General features: G+C 41.4%; 19 protein-coding genes and 1 pseudogene. 9 read left to right on the top strand and 11 right to left on the bottom strand.

The window, feature by feature from the left end:
* Window positions 1-199: 199 nt before the first annotated feature.
* Window positions 200-415: an NAD(P)H-quinone oxidoreductase subunit O gene (locus tag V7K15_RS14905; RefSeq protein ID WP_334906249.1), complete on the top strand. Its 216-nt coding sequence runs from the start codon at window positions 200-202 to the stop codon at window positions 413-415.
* 441 nt (window positions 416-856) lie between these two features.
* On the opposite strand, the gene V7K15_RS14900 is transcribed toward V7K15_RS14905, so the two are convergent.
* Window positions 857-1189: a translation initiation factor gene (locus V7K15_RS14900; protein ID WP_334906248.1), complete on the bottom strand. Its 333-nt coding sequence runs from the start codon at window positions 1187-1189 to the stop codon at window positions 857-859.
* A 94-nt stretch (window positions 1190-1283) separates the two neighbouring features.
* Window positions 1284-1781 (bottom strand): hypothetical protein, encoded by a 498-nt coding sequence (locus V7K15_RS14895; RefSeq protein WP_334906247.1) that lies wholly within the window; start codon window positions 1779-1781, stop codon window positions 1284-1286.
* Between the two features lie 338 nt (window positions 1782-2119).
* Between V7K15_RS14895 and V7K15_RS14890 the strand changes: the two genes are divergently transcribed.
* The 3 genes from V7K15_RS14890 (at window position 2120) to V7K15_RS14880 (ending at window position 6229) form a co-directional block, all read left to right on the top strand.
* Complete coding sequence (locus tag V7K15_RS14890) at window positions 2120-2773, top strand: hypothetical protein (RefSeq protein WP_334906246.1); 654 nt, start codon at window positions 2120-2122, stop codon at window positions 2771-2773.
* 64 nt (window positions 2774-2837) lie between these two features.
* The gene (locus V7K15_RS14885) at window positions 2838-4709 is read left to right on the top strand and encodes a hypothetical protein (protein ID WP_334906245.1); all 1872 of its coding nucleotides are present in this window, start codon (window positions 2838-2840) and stop codon (window positions 4707-4709) included.
* On the top strand, window positions 4709-6229 hold the full coding sequence (locus V7K15_RS14880; RefSeq protein ID WP_334906244.1) for a DUF1802 family protein: 1521 nt from the start codon (window positions 4709-4711) through the stop codon (window positions 6227-6229). Before V7K15_RS14885 ends, V7K15_RS14880 begins: the two co-directional genes overlap by 1 nt.
* A 38-nt stretch (window positions 6230-6267) precedes the next feature.
* Here V7K15_RS14880 and V7K15_RS14875 read toward each other — a convergent pair whose 3' ends face one another.
* The 7 genes and pseudogenes from V7K15_RS14875 to V7K15_RS14845 all read right to left on the bottom strand — a co-directional run bounded on the left by V7K15_RS14875 (window position 6268) and on the right by V7K15_RS14845 (window position 10171).
* On the bottom strand, window positions 6268-6570 hold the full coding sequence (locus tag V7K15_RS14875) for a type II toxin-antitoxin system RelE/ParE family toxin (protein WP_334906243.1): 303 nt from the start codon (window positions 6568-6570) through the stop codon (window positions 6268-6270).
* Window positions 6567-6833, bottom strand: coding sequence for a ribbon-helix-helix domain-containing protein (locus tag V7K15_RS14870; protein WP_334906242.1), 267 nt, complete (start codon window positions 6831-6833; stop codon window positions 6567-6569). Before V7K15_RS14870 ends, V7K15_RS14875 begins: the two co-directional genes overlap by 4 nt.
* A gap of 237 nt (window positions 6834-7070) precedes the next feature.
* A pseudogene (locus V7K15_RS14865) lies at window positions 7071-7433 on the bottom strand (aspartyl protease).
* Window positions 7430-7747: a hypothetical protein gene (locus tag V7K15_RS14860; RefSeq protein WP_334906241.1), complete on the bottom strand. Its 318-nt coding sequence runs from the start codon at window positions 7745-7747 to the stop codon at window positions 7430-7432. Before V7K15_RS14860 ends, V7K15_RS14865 begins: the two are co-directional and overlap by 4 nt.
* Before the next feature lie 207 nt (window positions 7748-7954).
* Window positions 7955-9541, bottom strand: coding sequence for a glucose-6-phosphate isomerase (locus V7K15_RS14855; RefSeq protein WP_334906240.1), 1587 nt, complete (start codon window positions 9539-9541; stop codon window positions 7955-7957).
* A gap of 113 nt (window positions 9542-9654) precedes the next feature.
* Window positions 9655-9900: a cytotoxic translational repressor of toxin-antitoxin stability system gene (locus V7K15_RS14850; RefSeq protein ID WP_176727132.1), complete on the bottom strand. Its 246-nt coding sequence runs from the start codon at window positions 9898-9900 to the stop codon at window positions 9655-9657.
* A 73-nt stretch (window positions 9901-9973) separates the two neighbouring features.
* Window positions 9974-10171, bottom strand: a complete 198-nt coding sequence (locus tag V7K15_RS14845; protein WP_334906239.1) for a hypothetical protein — start codon at window positions 10169-10171, stop codon at window positions 9974-9976.
* 510 nt (window positions 10172-10681) lie between these two features.
* Between V7K15_RS14845 and V7K15_RS14840 the strand changes: the two genes are divergently transcribed.
* The 3 genes from V7K15_RS14840 to V7K15_RS14830 are packed head-to-tail and all read left to right on the top strand — an operon-like array spanning window position 10682 to window position 12903.
* Window positions 10682-11005: a hypothetical protein gene (locus V7K15_RS14840; protein WP_334906238.1), complete on the top strand. Its 324-nt coding sequence runs from the start codon at window positions 10682-10684 to the stop codon at window positions 11003-11005.
* Window positions 10998-12131, top strand: coding sequence for a branched-chain amino acid ABC transporter permease (locus V7K15_RS14835; RefSeq protein ID WP_334906237.1), 1134 nt, complete (start codon window positions 10998-11000; stop codon window positions 12129-12131). Before V7K15_RS14840 ends, V7K15_RS14835 begins: the two co-directional genes overlap by 8 nt.
* Window positions 12121-12903 (top strand): ABC transporter ATP-binding protein, encoded by a 783-nt coding sequence (locus V7K15_RS14830; protein WP_334906236.1) that lies wholly within the window; start codon window positions 12121-12123, stop codon window positions 12901-12903. The genes V7K15_RS14835 and V7K15_RS14830 overlap by 11 nt, the downstream gene beginning before the upstream one ends.
* 209 nt (window positions 12904-13112) lie before the next feature.
* On the opposite strand, the gene V7K15_RS14825 is transcribed toward V7K15_RS14830, so the two are convergent.
* On the bottom strand, window positions 13113-13715 hold the full coding sequence (locus tag V7K15_RS14825) for a Uma2 family endonuclease (RefSeq protein WP_334906235.1): 603 nt from the start codon (window positions 13713-13715) through the stop codon (window positions 13113-13115).
* 203 nt (window positions 13716-13918) lie between these two features.
* Between V7K15_RS14825 and V7K15_RS14820 the strand changes: the two genes are divergently transcribed.
* Both V7K15_RS14820 and V7K15_RS14815 read left to right on the top strand, forming a co-directional pair.
* Entirely contained in the window at window positions 13919-14497 is a 579-nt protein-coding gene (locus V7K15_RS14820) for a Uma2 family endonuclease (protein ID WP_334906234.1), read from the top strand.
* Between the two features lie 142 nt (window positions 14498-14639).
* Window positions 14640-15332, top strand: coding sequence for a Uma2 family endonuclease (locus V7K15_RS14815; RefSeq protein ID WP_334906233.1), 693 nt, complete (start codon window positions 14640-14642; stop codon window positions 15330-15332).
* Window positions 15333-15390: 58 nt separating this feature from the next.
* Here the strand turns inward: V7K15_RS14815 and V7K15_RS14810 are convergent, their stop codons facing one another.
* Complete coding sequence (locus V7K15_RS14810; RefSeq protein ID WP_334906232.1) at window positions 15391-16677, bottom strand: glutamyl-tRNA reductase; 1287 nt, start codon at window positions 16675-16677, stop codon at window positions 15391-15393.
* Window positions 16678-16689 lie beyond the last annotated feature (12 nt).

Here is a 16689-nt window from a genome sequence, read left to right as displayed (position 1 = left end):
AAGCACCAAATTACTGAGGAGCCGTGTGAAGGGAAACTTTCATGCACGGTTTTGAAGACCAACGGGGTTGGTGACAACCTCGTTGAGTTTAATACCTCTATTTTTGTTGGAATAATCCTGCTTAAACAAGTCGGCTCATTGATTAAAGAATCTCAGCGTCTTTAGACCTGAGAGTGTCAAAAATTTGAGGGAGGAACTGATGGCAGTCAAAAAAGGAGATATGGTTCGCGCTGTGCGCGAGAAACTAGAAAACAGTCTAGAGGCAAAAGCCAGTGATAATCGCTTTCCTTCTTATTTGTTTGAAACTAAGGGCGAAATTGTAGATGTCAAAGGTGATTACGCCCTGATTAAGTTTGGGAAAGTGCCAACACCTAATATTTGGCTACGTCTGGATCAACTCGAAGAGTTTAAATAATAATTCCGCCCTGATTTTTCACCTCATCTGGAAAAGTCTACGGAAAACCTAACCCTCTAACCGCCTTACCGACGCGGGAAACTACGGTGTACATATAAGTCTCTGTGGAAGCAATTTACGGTTTATCAAATAGCCTAAAGAAACCTCACCCTGGTTATGCTACGCAAAACCTGTTCCTCTCCTTGGTAAGGAGAGGGATGTCTGTCAGGGCAGGGTGAGGTTTTTGTTTTGGGTAATTGGATGACTTGTGTGTACACTGTAGGACGCGGGAAGGCAGAAAATTAAAAATCTCTCTCCTTGTAGGAGAGAGATTTAGTTTTTTGTCAAGTTTAAGTTGATGGGTAAGCAAGTTCGTAGTTAGGATTTTAGTCCTTAATTTCTAAGCACTAAAGTGCTTATTACAAACGCTCAAAACTAGCTTGACAAAGTATTAGTTTCGCGCTAACGGCGGGAATCATCATCTGCGGGGTCGCCGTAGGGATCTTCGCTGGCTGGGCGGACGTTGCCAAAGTCCCCTTGGTCTGCGGGATCGCCGTAAGGGTCTTCACTAGCTGGGCGAACATTGCCGTAAGACGCTATATCTCCGGGATCGCCGTAGGGGTCTTGACTGGCTGGGGTGAGGTTGCCGTAAGATGCCGCCTCTGCGGGATCACCGTAGGGGTCTTCGCTGGCTGGACGTACATTGCGATCGCGCAATTCGGCATCTTGATCAGCTTGATCGCTGTTCGATCCCAAAAGCAAATCCTTCGCCTTTCGCAAAAAGTCATCTACCATAATCTGTCTCCTGATTTAAGTTCGTGTTTCCGACGTGCGCGATTGGCGTTACCCTCCGGGAAACCCGCTTGAGGTTTACACACGCTTCACTGATCTAGAGTGTTGGAGCTGCGGATGAAGTTATACCAGTCAGATCGCGGCCTGAAGAACTCCCATTATAGCCTTGGAATTGTTGATACTTTTGCGCCTCAGATTCCGGCACTCGAATTCCTTCTTTTGGTGGAGTTACCCAGTGAGCGCGTTTTTCAGCGTCACGGTAGTATACACGCCCGTTCTTAGAGAGATAGTACTTACCTTGCGCTCCTTCTTGTGAAGCATTCTTATGTTGGTTGTAGAGGTAATAAAGTCCCGCAGCTCCCGCCAAAAGTGCCACTTTTTGCCCTGTACCCAAGCCTTTCTTAGCTTCGGGTTGGTTTTTAGCGTTGCGATCGCTCACTGTTCTACCCATACTGTCATCAACAGGTGGTGGTGTTGAAGCGTTTCGAGAACCGCCTCCGCAGCTACTCAGCAAGGGTACCATTAGCAATGCTGAGAGCAGCACTGCTAATAGACGCGAAACTATTTTACGTTCTTTATATATTGTTGTGTTCATCGGATTTCTTCATCACCTGTATTTGCTAAAAGCCTTGCGGTTGCAAAAACAAAGTTGGAATTCCTGTTATTTCGCTTGGGATTGAAAAAACATATACCACTGAATTTACAACTGCACAGCTATAGTGTCTAACTGTCATCATGATCGATTTTCTCAACTATTCCATCCCGCCTTTGAGAGAAACTGCATTCATCCTAAGGAAATATATTGTTGATTTTTTATGCATGAATTTACCTAAAACGCCGAAATATTCAGCAATTTCTCGGTTATTTTTTCGGGATAAATAAATTACAAAGATACAGCCGCTACGATAATTATTGTCAAAAAATACACTCAATATGACATCAAAAAATACAGCCCAAACTATAACTCGTCTCCTTTTGGCTTTGTGGGATTTGGGAGGAACGCAGCAGGAAGTTAAGAAGGGTCAATTCACTAAGCGAATTGTATCCAAGACCCAGAAGGTAGCAGATTATCAGGGCATATTCGAGGAATTACAGAGTCAGGGTGCGATCGCAATTTCCAAAAAGGGATATTCTCTGACATCTCCCAAAGGTTTAGAGGTATTGGGTGAGGGTTTGAGAAGTGGCGATTTTAAGTTTGAAGGGACGATTGTCGGAACTTGGGCAGCGAATGCGTTGGTGCGGTGGATTAGTCAGATTGATGTGGCGGTAACTGGTGCAGATGTACTAGTTAATGGGAAAAGTGCGATCGCATCTTACGACGAGTTTAAGTCGGTGACTTTGGAAGTCTACGACAAGTTGAACCAAAATTACAACCTAGATGATCTTGTGCCAATTTATCGGATTAGAAGAGAGATAGGCGATCAGATCAGTCGTGAAGATTTCAATGAATGGCTCCTGGAAATGCAGGAGAAGGATATTTTGCAACTTCAAGGTGGAAGTTTAGCAGATAACGACCCAGCGAAACTTGAAGACTCGGTAACTACTGAAGTCAGTGGACTGCGTTGCTATGCTAAACGTTTAAACTAATCCAGCAATTTTTGTAATTTTTGATAATTCTCTCCTAGCCCTCATACACAACTAGTTCAAATCTATGTCTAACGATTTAATTAATGTTATTAGCAAAAACAACCCATTTCAAGGACGCTTAGTAGTTAGAGACCAGAATGTTTGGGGACAAGGTTTTCCTGATGTACCATCTTTAAATTCTCATGCTTCTGATGCTGTTTATGATGCCGTCGAAAAAGTTCGTAGCGGACAAAGGAAAGTAGTTGGTATTACAATTACAGCAGAAAGAGGTTTAGGAAAAAGCCATGTTATCGGACGAATCCGCCATCAGTTACAAGTTGATGGTAGCGCTTTATTTGTTTACATGAGTCAGTGCAATAACCTAAACCGTATCAAAGCAGAATTCTTAACTACTCTAGCCAATAGCCTTAAACAAATAGGTAGTCAAGGTGTTAGTCAATGGCAGTACTTAGCAACAGCTTTAATTAATGAAGCTTTCAACAAAAACTATACACCTCAACAGCTAATAAATCAATTTCCTGGAGCATTAGTTAAAAATCCCAAGGTGGTTGAAGTTTTACGAGATAAAGTACTTGGTATCAAGCGTGATCTAGAAAATCCTGATATTATCACAGCAATTCTATGGACACTATCTCCTGATCCAGCTTATGAACTCTTTGCTATTAACTGGCTTGCTGGTAAAAGCCTACCACAGGTCAAAGCGGATGCAATGGGTTTAGCCAATGTGAGTGCAGATGATAAAGAGGCTGAATCTTTCACTACAGCACGGCAAATTATCAACTTAATTGGTGATTACAAACCAATAGTCGTTTGTTTTGATGAAATGGAAACTGACCACTGTAATGAAATAGGATATACTGGACGACAAGTAACTGCCATTTTTGCTAAAGACTTATACGACAAAATTAAGCGTGGCGTTTTACTAACTTCTATCTTTCCTGATCAGTGGATTAATGAAGTTAAAAGATTAGGAAATGCTGATTCAGTTGTAGATAGAATTGGGGAGCAAGTTATTGAACTAAAGTATCTCAATTCTGATGATGTTATTAATTTAGTTTCTCGATGGCTTGAAGAGTTTTATCAAGAAAATGCTTTAACACCTCCTCATGCACTTTACCCATTTGATGAACAGAAGCTAAGAGCATTAGGTAAAGAAAGACCAATAGTTAGAAAAGTGTTGAAATGGTGTGCTGACAATTTTAAATTTCCCGGTGATAACGGAGGAATAGTCTTAGATATAGTAGAACTTGCTTATAATCAACAAATATCTGCTTTAGAAACTACCATACAAGATTATATGGAAGATAAAGCAACTCTTGCTCAAGCACTCCGATTAGGATTTAGTACAGTAATTGGTGAAACTATAGAGAATGTACAAATTGAAAAAGTTGTCGATGTTCAAGTAAAATCTGCTGATAGAGGCTATCTGGATTTTAAAATTGTTGGCAAGGAAAACGGTAAAGATGTCAAAATTGCCGTAGCTGTTCTGCAAGAGTCTGGGGGCTTATTCGTCCAAGCTACATTGAGACGGTTAATCGACTACAAAAAATTTGATTTAACCCGTGGGTGCTTAATTCGCTCTAAGCAAATTAATAAAGGGGCTGCTAAAGCACAAAAGTATTTAAGTGAGCTTTTGTCAACTGAATTAGGTGGTGAATGGGTATTATTAAAACCTGAAGACATCAAACCACTTTTAGCATTACATTTTGTCATGAAAGGTCGTGAAAATGATGAGTTAAGCGAAGACCAAATTATAGATTTTATTCGCACGAAGCGGATAGCAATTGATAATTATCTTATCCGTGAAATTCTCAGCGATCCATCAGGACAAGTTCCTGAAGATGCAATTGATGAAGAAAATGAAAGTGGTAATATCACCTTAACAGAGGTTGGAGATGTAGTAAATGTTGGTTCAGATGATTTATTCCAGGAATAATGATTAATACAGCTTTACGTTTACCAGCACCAGAAATAGAGGCATTGTTGCAAGGGAGAATAATTGCAGTAATGCCTAATAAATTTATTACTCCGGGGCGAGAATTTGCCCTTTGTCCAGCAGATGCGTCAATTAATTTACTACCAGTTGAACAGTACTATCGCTCAAATTTCTTACCTATTGCCCAAAGTACATTCGCACAACTAAATAGTCAGGGTGTTTTAATACAGCCTCAGCAAATGAGCTTGCTTTCAGATGAGGAACAGTTGAAACTACCCCTTTTAGCTTATGAAACAGTCTTAGTTAAAGCCTGGGCTAACTGCGAACTGTGTCAAATTATAAACAATGCTGAATCTTTGGTTGCTTTATCACACCTAACTATTTGGACAAAAAAAGGTTTACAGGAAATATTAACGCAAAGACATAATATTTTTCTGGTATATCTGCGAGTATATCAGTTGCCTAAATCAATTGAAGTTGCGATCAAATCGAATAGTCTATTTATTTCATTACCACAGTCTCTCAATGTTTCTGAAGCCAATCCAGTATTAAACGATCGCACCTTCGCTCAACGCAAGCATCAACTAGAAAAACTAGAACCCGCGCTGCATCCTGAATTGGAAGAATTGCAGAGTGCGATCGCATCCCTAAGCATTAGCCAACCAGAAGCGAAACAATTAGACGACGATATCAAAGTATTTTTGGGTTGGAGTAGTGACAAGCTAATCAAGCAATCCGATCCAAATTTAGCTTGGATAAATGATATTGCAAAATTGGGCGATCGCAGCATCGAACAAGACGAGGGTAAAAGTAACTATCAAGCTGGTACAGATTTTGAAATTATTGCACGCCGTAGCCTTGATTTTTTAGGATTCAAAGTTGAAGAAAATTACAAAGGTGGTGCAGGTGGCTTAGATTTATTTTGTTCACAACCTTATCCTCTTGTTTGCGAATGTAAAGCAGGTAAAAGCATTCCTGATCGTGCAGTAGAAGAATTAGATAGGATTGGTAAAAGGCATCTTAAAGAAAATTATCTTCAAGCTGTGCGGTTGATTATTGGCCCAGGTCAACCAACTAAAAATCTGAAAGAATCTGCTCAGATATCTAAAATCAGTATTATAAATGTAATGACTCTACAAAAACTCGTTGAATTGAAAGCAAAATATCCAGGTGCTATTAACTTAGTCGAATTACAGCAATATCTAGAACCTGGGCAAATTGACTATAAAATTGATCAATATATTGATAAAGTTGAGAGAGAGATTAAGTTGCGATCGCACATTGTCCAGCTTGTCAAAAATTATCTACAAAACTCTGGTATAGAATCTGCTGGTGTTGAATCTCTACATGGTGCGTATTTCGGCTCACATCCGCCACAGCCACTAAGAACAACAGAAATGCACGAAATTCTGATAGAACTTTCTTCACCATTAACAGGCTATTTAGGACGAATAAAAAGCAGTAATTTGAATAGCGATCGCTTTTACTTTCTCCACGATTTACCAATAAACGGAAAATAAGCAAGGAAATAATTGGAAGGACGATACAATAGACTAATTTAGCTACCTGATTCTGCAAATAAAGATTCCAAATTTTGATAACCACTAACTACACGGACAATTTCAATTCCACTATCTATAACTCGATAAAGAATAATGTAATTATCCAAAGGAACACCGCGCAAATCAGGTTTAATATTTCCGTAGCTGCGTCCCATATTCGGGAAATTAGCTAAATTTTTACACTTTTGATCAAACTTCTCAACAAAATTATTCCCAGCATCAATATTTATCCTGACAAAATAATCAATAATTTCTGATAAATCCTGACTAGCTTTTGGAGAGATAATATGTTGTTTCATCCTTGTACTTCTTTTGCTTTACGCAGTTTTTCTCGCAGTTGTTCAACTACAACTTCTCCATCAATACCTTCCCCTCTATCCAGTTGCTCAATAGCAACCTCAACTTTTTCGCGTGTTTCTCCAACCCACTGCTGATAACCTTTTTCCCACTCTAATAGCAACTTCAATGCTTTACTAATCACTTCTTCGGGATTGGCATATCTACCTGTAGCAATTTGCGCTTGGATAATTTGCTCTAGTTCAGGTTTAATTTGGATATTCATGATTTCCAGTTCCAGTTGATTGACAGCTTTAATCTTGTTATAACAACATTTAAAATAAAATAATTTTAATAGCGTAGGCGTAGCCAGCCGTAGGCATCGCTTTTACTTTCTCTGCAATTTAGCAATTAACTAAAGATAGTGTAATATATCTCTTTTCTTCTCTTTGCTTTCTCTGCGAGACGCTGCGTGTAGCTTGCTTCTCTGTAGGAGTATGCAGTTAGTTTCACAATATCGCAATTATCCTAAAATTAATATACCAGCTTGATAATTAACTACCAACGGCAGAATTTTTAGCCATTCTGAACCTAACAAAATTTCTCTAATTTCGTCGCCTGCAAAAACTGGAATTTCATACTCCTGTCCATTGAATTTCACCTTACCTAAATATAAATCAAAAACTTTTTCACCCTGTGCTATTCGTAGTTATTGACCACGAATAAATTGCCAGTCCAGACCATATAAATCTTGTTTATTAATAGCTAAAAAGCCTGTAAAACCAGTATCTAACATAGCATCCACAGGCAGATTTAATGCATCAGACGTAATGAAATCAATTTCAAAAAATAGTTGCCCATTACTGCCAAAAGACCCCTGCATCATATTGTGCCACTAGCTCCAGTCTCATTCAAACAAAACATACAATGTACAGCATTTGGGTGTTTCTCGCGTGCTTTCTGACTAGTTACTTCTATATCCTCATCAATGAAATAATCTCCACTATCCGGTTCCACAGCAATATACCAGCCATAGTGTTCCTGAATCAAATCTGGACGCACACGCTCAAAAATTGCCCGACAACGCCGAGAAAATATCTCCTGTTCAGCTTTGCGTCTAGCAAGTTCTTCTGGTGGTAAAGTGCGTTCTGGAAAGATTCTACCTCGACGTGCAGGTTGTTTTGCAGTTGATTCAGTCATAGTAATTAACCCTACCTGTTAATCCTGGCTTAATTTTATTTTATGGAAAAGTCAAGGCGATTCGCAGATGGCATGAATTATGTATTGAATACAGAATAGTGAAGCATCCTAAACAAAAGATATACTTTCTATCTAGGATGCTTCACAATAAAAAATTGTTGCTCATACAACAATTATGGACAAAATATGATATTCAAACTAGAGCTATCAGCTAGCAGAAACAGTTAAACTACCGGGTTTCTGAAGATCACCTTGCAAAACCACACCTCGCTGATTGGCGTGGATATGACGCAAAATCTTGTAAATTGCCTCAACTTCCTCTGATGCGCCTGCCTTAGAAGCGAGTTCGTCAAGAGAAAGGGGAGTTTTTTCTTTTTGTAACACTGCTACGACTCGTGTTTGCAAGTCGAGAATGGTGGCGGCAGCTTTTTTGCCAGCTTCTACCCCTGGTTGATGGTAGGCGTTGACGTTGATCAAACTAGCGTATAAACCAACAGCGCGTTCATACAAAGCAATTAATGCCCCTACAGTTCGGGGGTTAACTTGGGGAATCGTGACTGTAATCGAATCGCGGTGATTTTCATAAAGCGCTTCTCGGGTTCCTTGAAGAAAACCGGAAAGATAATCGCCTGATGTAACTCCCGGATCTATTTCAGTGGATGGCCCTTGACGATCTTCCAACACTTCTATGAAGGTAGCAAACAAATTCGCTACACCCTCACGCAACTGCTGGACATAAGCGTGTTGATCTGTTGAGCCTTTGTTACCATAAACGGCGATGCCTTGATGGACAACGTTACCGTCTAAGTCTTTTTCCTTACCCAAGGATTCCATCACTAGCTGTTGCAAATAGCGACTGAATAAAAATAAGCTGTCCTTGTAAGGTAGAACAACCATATCTTTTTCACCCCGTCCATTGCCAGTAAAGTACCAAGATAAAGCGAGTAAGGCTGCTGGGTTGTTTTTCACATCACAGACGCGGGTAGCGTCATCCATCTCTTTGGCGCCATCTAGCATGGCACGAACATCAATGCCCTGCAATGCTGCTGGTACTAGCCCCACAGCAGACATTTCTGAAGTGCGTCCTCCTACCCAGTCATACATGGGAAATCTGGCCAGCCAGCCTTCATCTTTGGCGAGCTTGTCGAGATTGCTATCAACGCTAGTAATAGCTACCGCATACTGGGCAAATTCCAAATTGTGTCCGGCGTAGGCTTTTTTAACTTCAATCATGCCGTTGCGAGGTTCTGGCGTCCCCCCAGATTTGGAGATTACCAATACCAAAGTGCTGGCAAGGCTGTTTCGGACATGATTGAGAACGCGATCGATTCCTGCCGGATCGTTGTTATCGATAAAGTGAAGTTTCAGGGGCGGGAAATCAGGAGCGAGGGCTTCGGCGACGAATTGGGGACCGAGCGCGGAACCACCAATCCCAATGGAGATAATATCGGTGAAGCGGCTGGCTCTGGGAGGATGAATCGCACCTGTTTGGACTTTTTCCGCAAAGGCTTCAATTTGTTCTAGGGTTTGGACAATTTCTTGTGTAAGTTCTGGAGTTGGCGCTAAATCAGGATTTCGCAGCCAGTAGTGTCCAACCATGCGGTTCTCATCGGGATTTGCGATCGCACCCTTTTCCAGTTGAGCCATATCCGCAAACGCCTTGTCAAACTTCGGCTGCAACGAATCCACAAAGGCATCATCGAACCGTATCCGACTCACGTCTAAGTACAGTCCCAATCCCTCGTGGAAATATAACCAGTTTTGGTATCGTTGCCAAAGTGCCCTAGCATCCATAGGGAAATCTCAAATAAAGTGTTATTTCAAAAACTAGTTTAATGGAAGGTTACGGCAATCCCTGCCTAGCCTTATACTGTTTACAGTTTTAAGTATTGGCTTAACTCTTCTCCTTAAACATCTGGCATAGGGATGACACGCAGAAATTTCACAATTTCACCCCTGATTTCTATACCAATCAGATAATTATCGAGGGTGAAGCGGTGAAAAATGCCTTCACCATCAAGCTGTCGTAGTTCTTTTAAATCAGTCAGCTGCCACTTTTGGGCTAACTCAATAAAGACAAAATCATGCACCCGCTCGTAGGCGGCAGGTTCTAAGTTCTTTAGGTCTAGCAAAAAAGACCTTGCATAGCGCATTTCCAGAGTCACTAGACGTTACCTTAACCAAAACTTGAGGGTCCACTGGCATTAGCGAAAAAGCGCTGCTGAATCAGAAAAACATCAACAGTCTTACCGCTTCTTCATGCGTTAATATATCCCACGGTTGCTGCGATCGCTTGACTTTTTGTATCGCTTTGAGCATATAAAAGTCATAATGTAAAGCTTCGAGAACGTCCCAAATGTCTTGCAAATCGTCATCGCCTAACTGTTCGATTAAGTGATGCATTCTAAGTCGTAGCAAATTCATACCTTAATCATTCCCTACTGGAAACACCAACAATAAATAGTATTCCCAAAAAATTAGCTCCACTCAAGCTACGCTAAAATTTATTGCCTAGAGCATCGATTCAGTAATCAAAAACCTAACCCCCCAGCCCCCTTCCCTACAAGGGAAGGGGGAGTTTGACTTCCCTCTTTGCTTTCGAGCTACGGTGTACACACAATTCATCGAATTGCCCAAAACAAAAACATCACCCTGTCCTGACTTTAATCCCTCTCCTTACCAAGGCTATGGTATACACACAAGTCGGATTTACCCCCCTTAATCCCCCCTTGGAAAGGTGGGAAACAGGAAATCCAGTTCCCTCCCCAATCCATCGGGGAGGGTTAGGGTGGGGTAAAACCTTGGTTAATCAACTATTTCAGACTTATGTGTACACGGTAGCCGCTTCGGAGAGGGTTTGGGGGAGAGGTTCTTCCAGGATTACTGAATTGCTGTTCTAGTACCAGAGGAGAGAGCTAGTAAGTTTCTGAGAACATGACGATTAAACCTCTGAGCTTGACGCTTGAACCTCTGAGCTTGACGCTTGAACCTCTGAGCTTGACGCTTGAACCTCTGAGCTTGGCGATTGAACCTCTGAGCTTGACGCTTGAACCTCTGAGCTTGGCGATTGAACCTCTGAGCTTGGCGATTGAACCTCTGAGCTTGGCGATTGAACTTCTAAGCTTGACGATTGAACTTCTGAGCTTGGCGCTTGAACCTCTGAGCTTAACAGACGCGATTCATCGCGTCTCTACTCCCCACTCTTGTACAGACGCGATTCATCGCGTCTCCCCACTCCCCACTCCTAAACATGGTTGAATATCTCATTTTCTTAGCAATTTCTACAGCAATTTTCGCTCTATTCGGACTCGGACTAAATTTGCAATGGGGCTTTACAGGGTTAATTAACTTTGGTCATATTGCTTTCATGACGCTGGGAGCATATACAACTGTGTTGTTAAGCTTGAAGGGTGTTCCCTTAGTGATATCGGCAATCGCTGGGGCAATTGTCGCCGCCTTGTTGGGTTTGATAATTGGTTTTGCGACTTTACGCTTGCGGGAAGATTATCTGTCAATTGTCACTATTGGTACAGGGGAATTAATTCGTTTGGTGGTAAATAACCAGGAATTACCTGTGGGTGATACCTGGATTTCTGGGGCGTTTGGTGTGCAAAGTTATCGTATACCGCTATCCACAGAGCCGAATTTGTTCGTCAGATTTCTGATGATTGGGTTGTTAACGCTACTAGCTGCTGTAACTTTTTTTATGTTGTGGCGATGGATTCGTACCACCCAAATATCTCGGACTACTGATTTAGGCCAAAGGATGACTAGCAAGGAAGAATTCGCATCACGCTTGGGTGTGGGAATTGTGTTAGCAGTTTTGGCAGCAGCGATTTATATTTCTGGGGTAATCGGACTGTATAATTACAACCCAAAAGCAGGTTTAATGCTAGTCTTGCTGCTGGTTTTAGCATTTGTATACTGGCGCTTAGAAATTTTGGTGCGATCGCCTTGGGGTAGAATTCTCAAAGCGATCCGCGAAGATGAAGAAATTCCCAAGGCGCTAGGAAAAAATGTCTTTTGGTATAAATTACAGTCTCTCATGCTTGGAGGTGCGATCGCGGGTATGGCTGGTGCTTTCTTCGCTTGGCAACTTAGCGCCATTTACCCGGATAATTTCCAACCGCAACTAACATTTGATACTTGGATCATAGTAATTTTAGGCGGTTCTGGGAATAATGTTGGCACAATCTTAGGCGCGGTAATTTTCTTTGCTTACGATGCACTGACGCGGGAAGTCTTACCCAGAATCGTTCCCCTTGATGAGGCACGTTTGGCTGCATTTCGGATCATGGTAATCGGACTAATTTTGATGGTACTGATGATTTGGCGACCTCAAGGTATTCTAGGGAAAAAGGAGGAACTCACTCTTGGTAAATAACCAGTCATCGCCACTTCCTCTTTTGGTAGCCACTGGACTTTCTAAAAGCTTTGGTGGTGTCAAAGCAGTTAATGAGGCGAAAATCGAAGTTCCTAAAGGCAGCATCACAGGCTTGATTGGCCCCAATGGTGCTGGTAAAACTACTTTATTTAACTTACTCTCAAACTTTATTCGCCCAGATAAGGGACGAGTGATTTTTGACGGCGAACCGATTCACAACTTGCAACCATATCAAATCGCCCAGCAGGGAGTGATACGCACCTTTCAGGTTGCACGGACTCTCTCGCGGTTGTCGGTGTTAGAAAATATGCTGCTGGCGGCGCAAAAACAAACGGGTGAAAATTTTTGGCAGGTGCAGTTGCAACCGCACTTGATAGCTAAGGAAGAAAAGCAACTGCAAGAGCGGGCAATGTTCCTATTAGAATCAGTGGGTTTGGTAGAAAAGGCACAGGATTATGCTGGTAGCTTGTCTGGGGGACAACGCAAGCTGCTGGAAATGGGACGGGCGCTGATGACGAATCCCAAGTTAATTTTGTTGGATGAACCAGCAGCTGGGGTGAATCCGAGATTAATTGATGATATTTGCGATCGCATTATCACTTGGAACCGTCAAGACGGGATGACCTTTTTGATTATCGAACACAATATGGATGTGATTATGTCATTGTGCGATCGCGTTTGGGTACTTGCTGAAGGGCAGAATTTGGCTGATGGTACGCCCGCAGAAATTCAAACTAATCCCAAAGTTTTAGAGGCGTATTTGGGAAAATAGAAGTTTATCAAATTTCATTTGCTCGGTGCGTAGTTTGCGCTTTAGCGAAGACAGGGCAAACTACGAATCCACCCCTCAATTTGGCAGCTATTCGCTAAATAATCCCAAGTTAACATAATTACGAATTACGAACTTGTACTGAGCGCAGCCGTAAAGCCTGCGGCATAGCTACGCTTCGGGCGTAGCCTCTCGTAGAGAAGTATTACGAATTACAAATTATTTTTATCTTCGTTATTTTCGCCAAAATTGACTTGCTCGTAAAGGTCGCCCAATTCAATTTGAAAATCAACTGTTTGCAGTGATAAAATTGCAGATTCATGTTCCAGTTCAGTAAATGACCATTGATTTTCCGCAGTTTTTACATACTGCATCACATGATACTGATATTGGTCAATTAAAATATATTCCTTGAATTCTGGAATAGAGCGATAATAAAGAAACTTATCGCCTTGGTCATAATTTTTAGTCGATTTAGATAAAACTTCAGCAATTAACATCGGGTTCATCACCGTTGTTGTGCTGGTTCCTGTATAAATAGGTTGTCCCTCAATCACCATCACATCGGGATACGTATGCTGCCGATAACGGGGTATCCACAAACGCACATCACCAATATAAACATCATAATTTTTACGTCTTAAAGTAATTTTTAAGGATGCAGCTAAATTCAAAGCAATTTTATTATGATTTGTAGTGCCACCCCTCATTGGTATAATTTTTCCATCACAGTATTCGCTTTTATATTCCGCTTTTTCTTCAATTTCTAAATACTCTTCAGGTGTGTAATAAAATTTTTGTGTTTCTAACTGCATAAAGATACAACCTATGATTGTGTGGCTAAAACTTTTTGATTATATTATCATTTTAAATTGGTGTCTGAAGTTAGTCAGCTACAAGTTTCATGTTTGGTAGGGAGCGGGTTGGGATTAAGCTTGAGAGAAAGTTACACACGGGGTCAAATCTTCAGAAATTTGGCTCGTGTTAAAATCGAATATTCTAGTGGGAAAAGCTTTTTATGCCAATGATGACAATCAAAGATTTAGAGCAAGTTCAAACCGCTTTTACCGAAGCAGGTTTAGATTACCAACTTGAACTCGAAAATGGGAAAATTTCAATTACGGGTCCATCAGATATTGTATCCAGCGAAATCAGTAGTCGTCTCATCGCCTTTCTCTTTGCTTGGGTAAGTCCTCGTCGTTGGGGAAGAGTATTTGACTCCGCAGGTGGTTTCATCATGCCAGATACAAACCTTAAAGCACCCGATGTTTCCTTTGTTCGCGCTTCCCGACTTCTGCAAAGTCCTCGTTACTTTGGAGAACTTGTCCCTGACTTGGTGGTAGAAATTAAATCTCAGAGCGATAAAATTAAACTTATAGTAGCCAAAATTCTGAAATTTATAGAACTAGGAGCGATCGTCGGGATTCTGATTGATCCTGATGAAGAAACAGTGACAATTTATCGCTCTACAGGCGAACCGACAGTTTTAGAAAATGGCGATATTTTAACTATACCAGAACTTTTTCCCGGTTGGGAATTACCAATTACTGAATTATGGCCTCCGATCTTTACCGAGGAAGAAACACAAATTCAGTGAAGAACTTTGGTAGCGACTCGCTAAATAATGCCAAGTGAATTTTGTTGGATGAATCGGATACTGATTAATGATATTTGCGATCGCATTATCACTTGGAATCGTTCTAAACTATAAGAAAGCCCAAGAGTGGAGGCGTAGCGTTATGGTAATCACTCCTAATACCGCATCTGAGGTCATTTACCCTGAAAACGACGGACAACCAATGGCGGATAATACCAAGCAATTTCGCTGGATAGTAACTATTAAAGAAAATTTAGAAATTTTATTTGCATCGCAATCAGATGTATTCATCGCTGGAGATTTACTTTGGTATCCAGTTGAAGGCAATCCTAACATCAAAAAAGCACCTGATACTCTGGTAGTGTTTGGTAGACCCAAGGGAGATAGAGGTTCTTACAAGCAATGGCAAGAAGAAAACATTCCGCCACAGGTGGTATTTGAAATTTTATCTCCTGGTAATACAACTAAAGAGATGGCGCATAAACTCCTGTTTTATCAACGCTACGGAGTTGAAGAATATTATATTTACGACCCAGACCGAAATGAATTAACAGGATTTGTGCGCTCAGAAGATTGGTTAGAAGAGATTAACCAAATTCATGGGTGGATAAGTCCGCGTTTGGGAATCCGTTTTGAGCTGACCCCAGAAACTCTAGAAATATATCGGCTTGATGGATATAAATTTCTTACACCCGTTGAGCTTGACCAAGTACGTATACAAGAACGTCAAGCCAAAGAAGCAGCTCTCCAACAACTGGAAGAAGAACGGCAACGATATCAAGATTTATTGACACGACTACAAGAACGGGGAATTGATCCAGAACAACTTTTGTGAAAATTCAAAAGTTCAGATCCTGGACTTCTTTGAGAAGTCCGGGATCTTGTTGTTGAGTTTAGCTAAACTGTTCCTCTGCATCTAGATTAAATAACATTTGCAGAGTTTGCATACACCGCCGTCTAGCTTCAACATCTTGCTGCGATCGCAATTGCACCATCGGGTCATGTAAAATTTTATTGACAATTCCCCGTGTTAATGCTTCAATCACCTCTTGATGTTTTTCAGCAAATTCTGAACCTAATCTCGACAAAGCTTTTTCTAACTCTTGTTCCCGAATAGTTTCGACTTTATTTCGCAGACAGCTAATAGTAGAGACAGTTTCTAAACTGCGCCACCAAATATCGAAAGCTTCTACTTCTTCCTCTAAAAGTCGCTCGGCTTCCTGTGCAATTTTCCGACGGCTTTCGTAGTTTTGCGCTACTACTGCCTTCAAATCATCCACATTAAACGCCTGTACATTTGCCAGTTCATTCACATCTGGGTGAACATTACGCGGCACAGAAATATCAAATAACATCAGAGAGCGCTGAACTTCTAAAACCATTTCCAACTTGGCACGGTCAAGTATTGGCTCTGTTGCCGAAGTACTTGTAAACACCAAATCACTATCGGCAATTACTGCCATCATTTCCGATAGCGGATGAGTTTGGATCGGTTGTTGAGGGAACTGCTTCGCTAATTCTTGGGCGCGTTCGCCAGAGCGATTTACAATACTGATTTGCACAGCACCTTTAGAAAGTAGGTGTTGCACCAGCAACCGCGACATTTTACCAGCACCCAGAATTACCACTCGGCAAGCAGCTAAATTTGCCACTTTAATCTGTGCTAACTCCACAGCTGCCGAACTAATCGAGACAGCGCCAGTACCAATACTAGTTTCAGTGCGAACCCGCTTACCAGCAGTTAGCGCTTGTTTAAATAATCGATTCAAAATGGTTTTTATACCGTTATATTGCTGCCCCAGTTTGTGAGTAGTCTTCACCTGAGCCAGAATTTGACCTTCTCCGAGTACCAGACTATCTAAACCACCTGCTACCCGCATAACATGCATCACTGCATCATCATGTAGCAGCATAAATAAGTGTTGTCGCAGAGAAATAACGGGCAATTTACTGTATTCTGCAAGAAACTGAGTTATTTCTCGGATACCTTGGTCTGTTTCACTGGTAACAATGTAGATTTCCAGGCGGTTACAAGTGCTAAGAATTGCAACTTCGTCAATATGGGGATAGCTGGCCAGTTGAGCGATCGCGCTTTCAATTTGTGGTTCTGGAATGCTCAGTTTTTCCCGAACTTCTACTGGGGCTGTTTTATGACTTAACCCCACAACTGCTATATTCATTTGCTAAATCGT

The organism is Nostoc sp., from assembly GCF_036919815.1.
Taxonomy (GTDB): Bacteria; Cyanobacteriota; Cyanobacteriia; order Cyanobacteriales; family Nostocaceae; genus Nostoc.
This window is presented reverse-complemented; position numbering and strand designations above follow the sequence as displayed.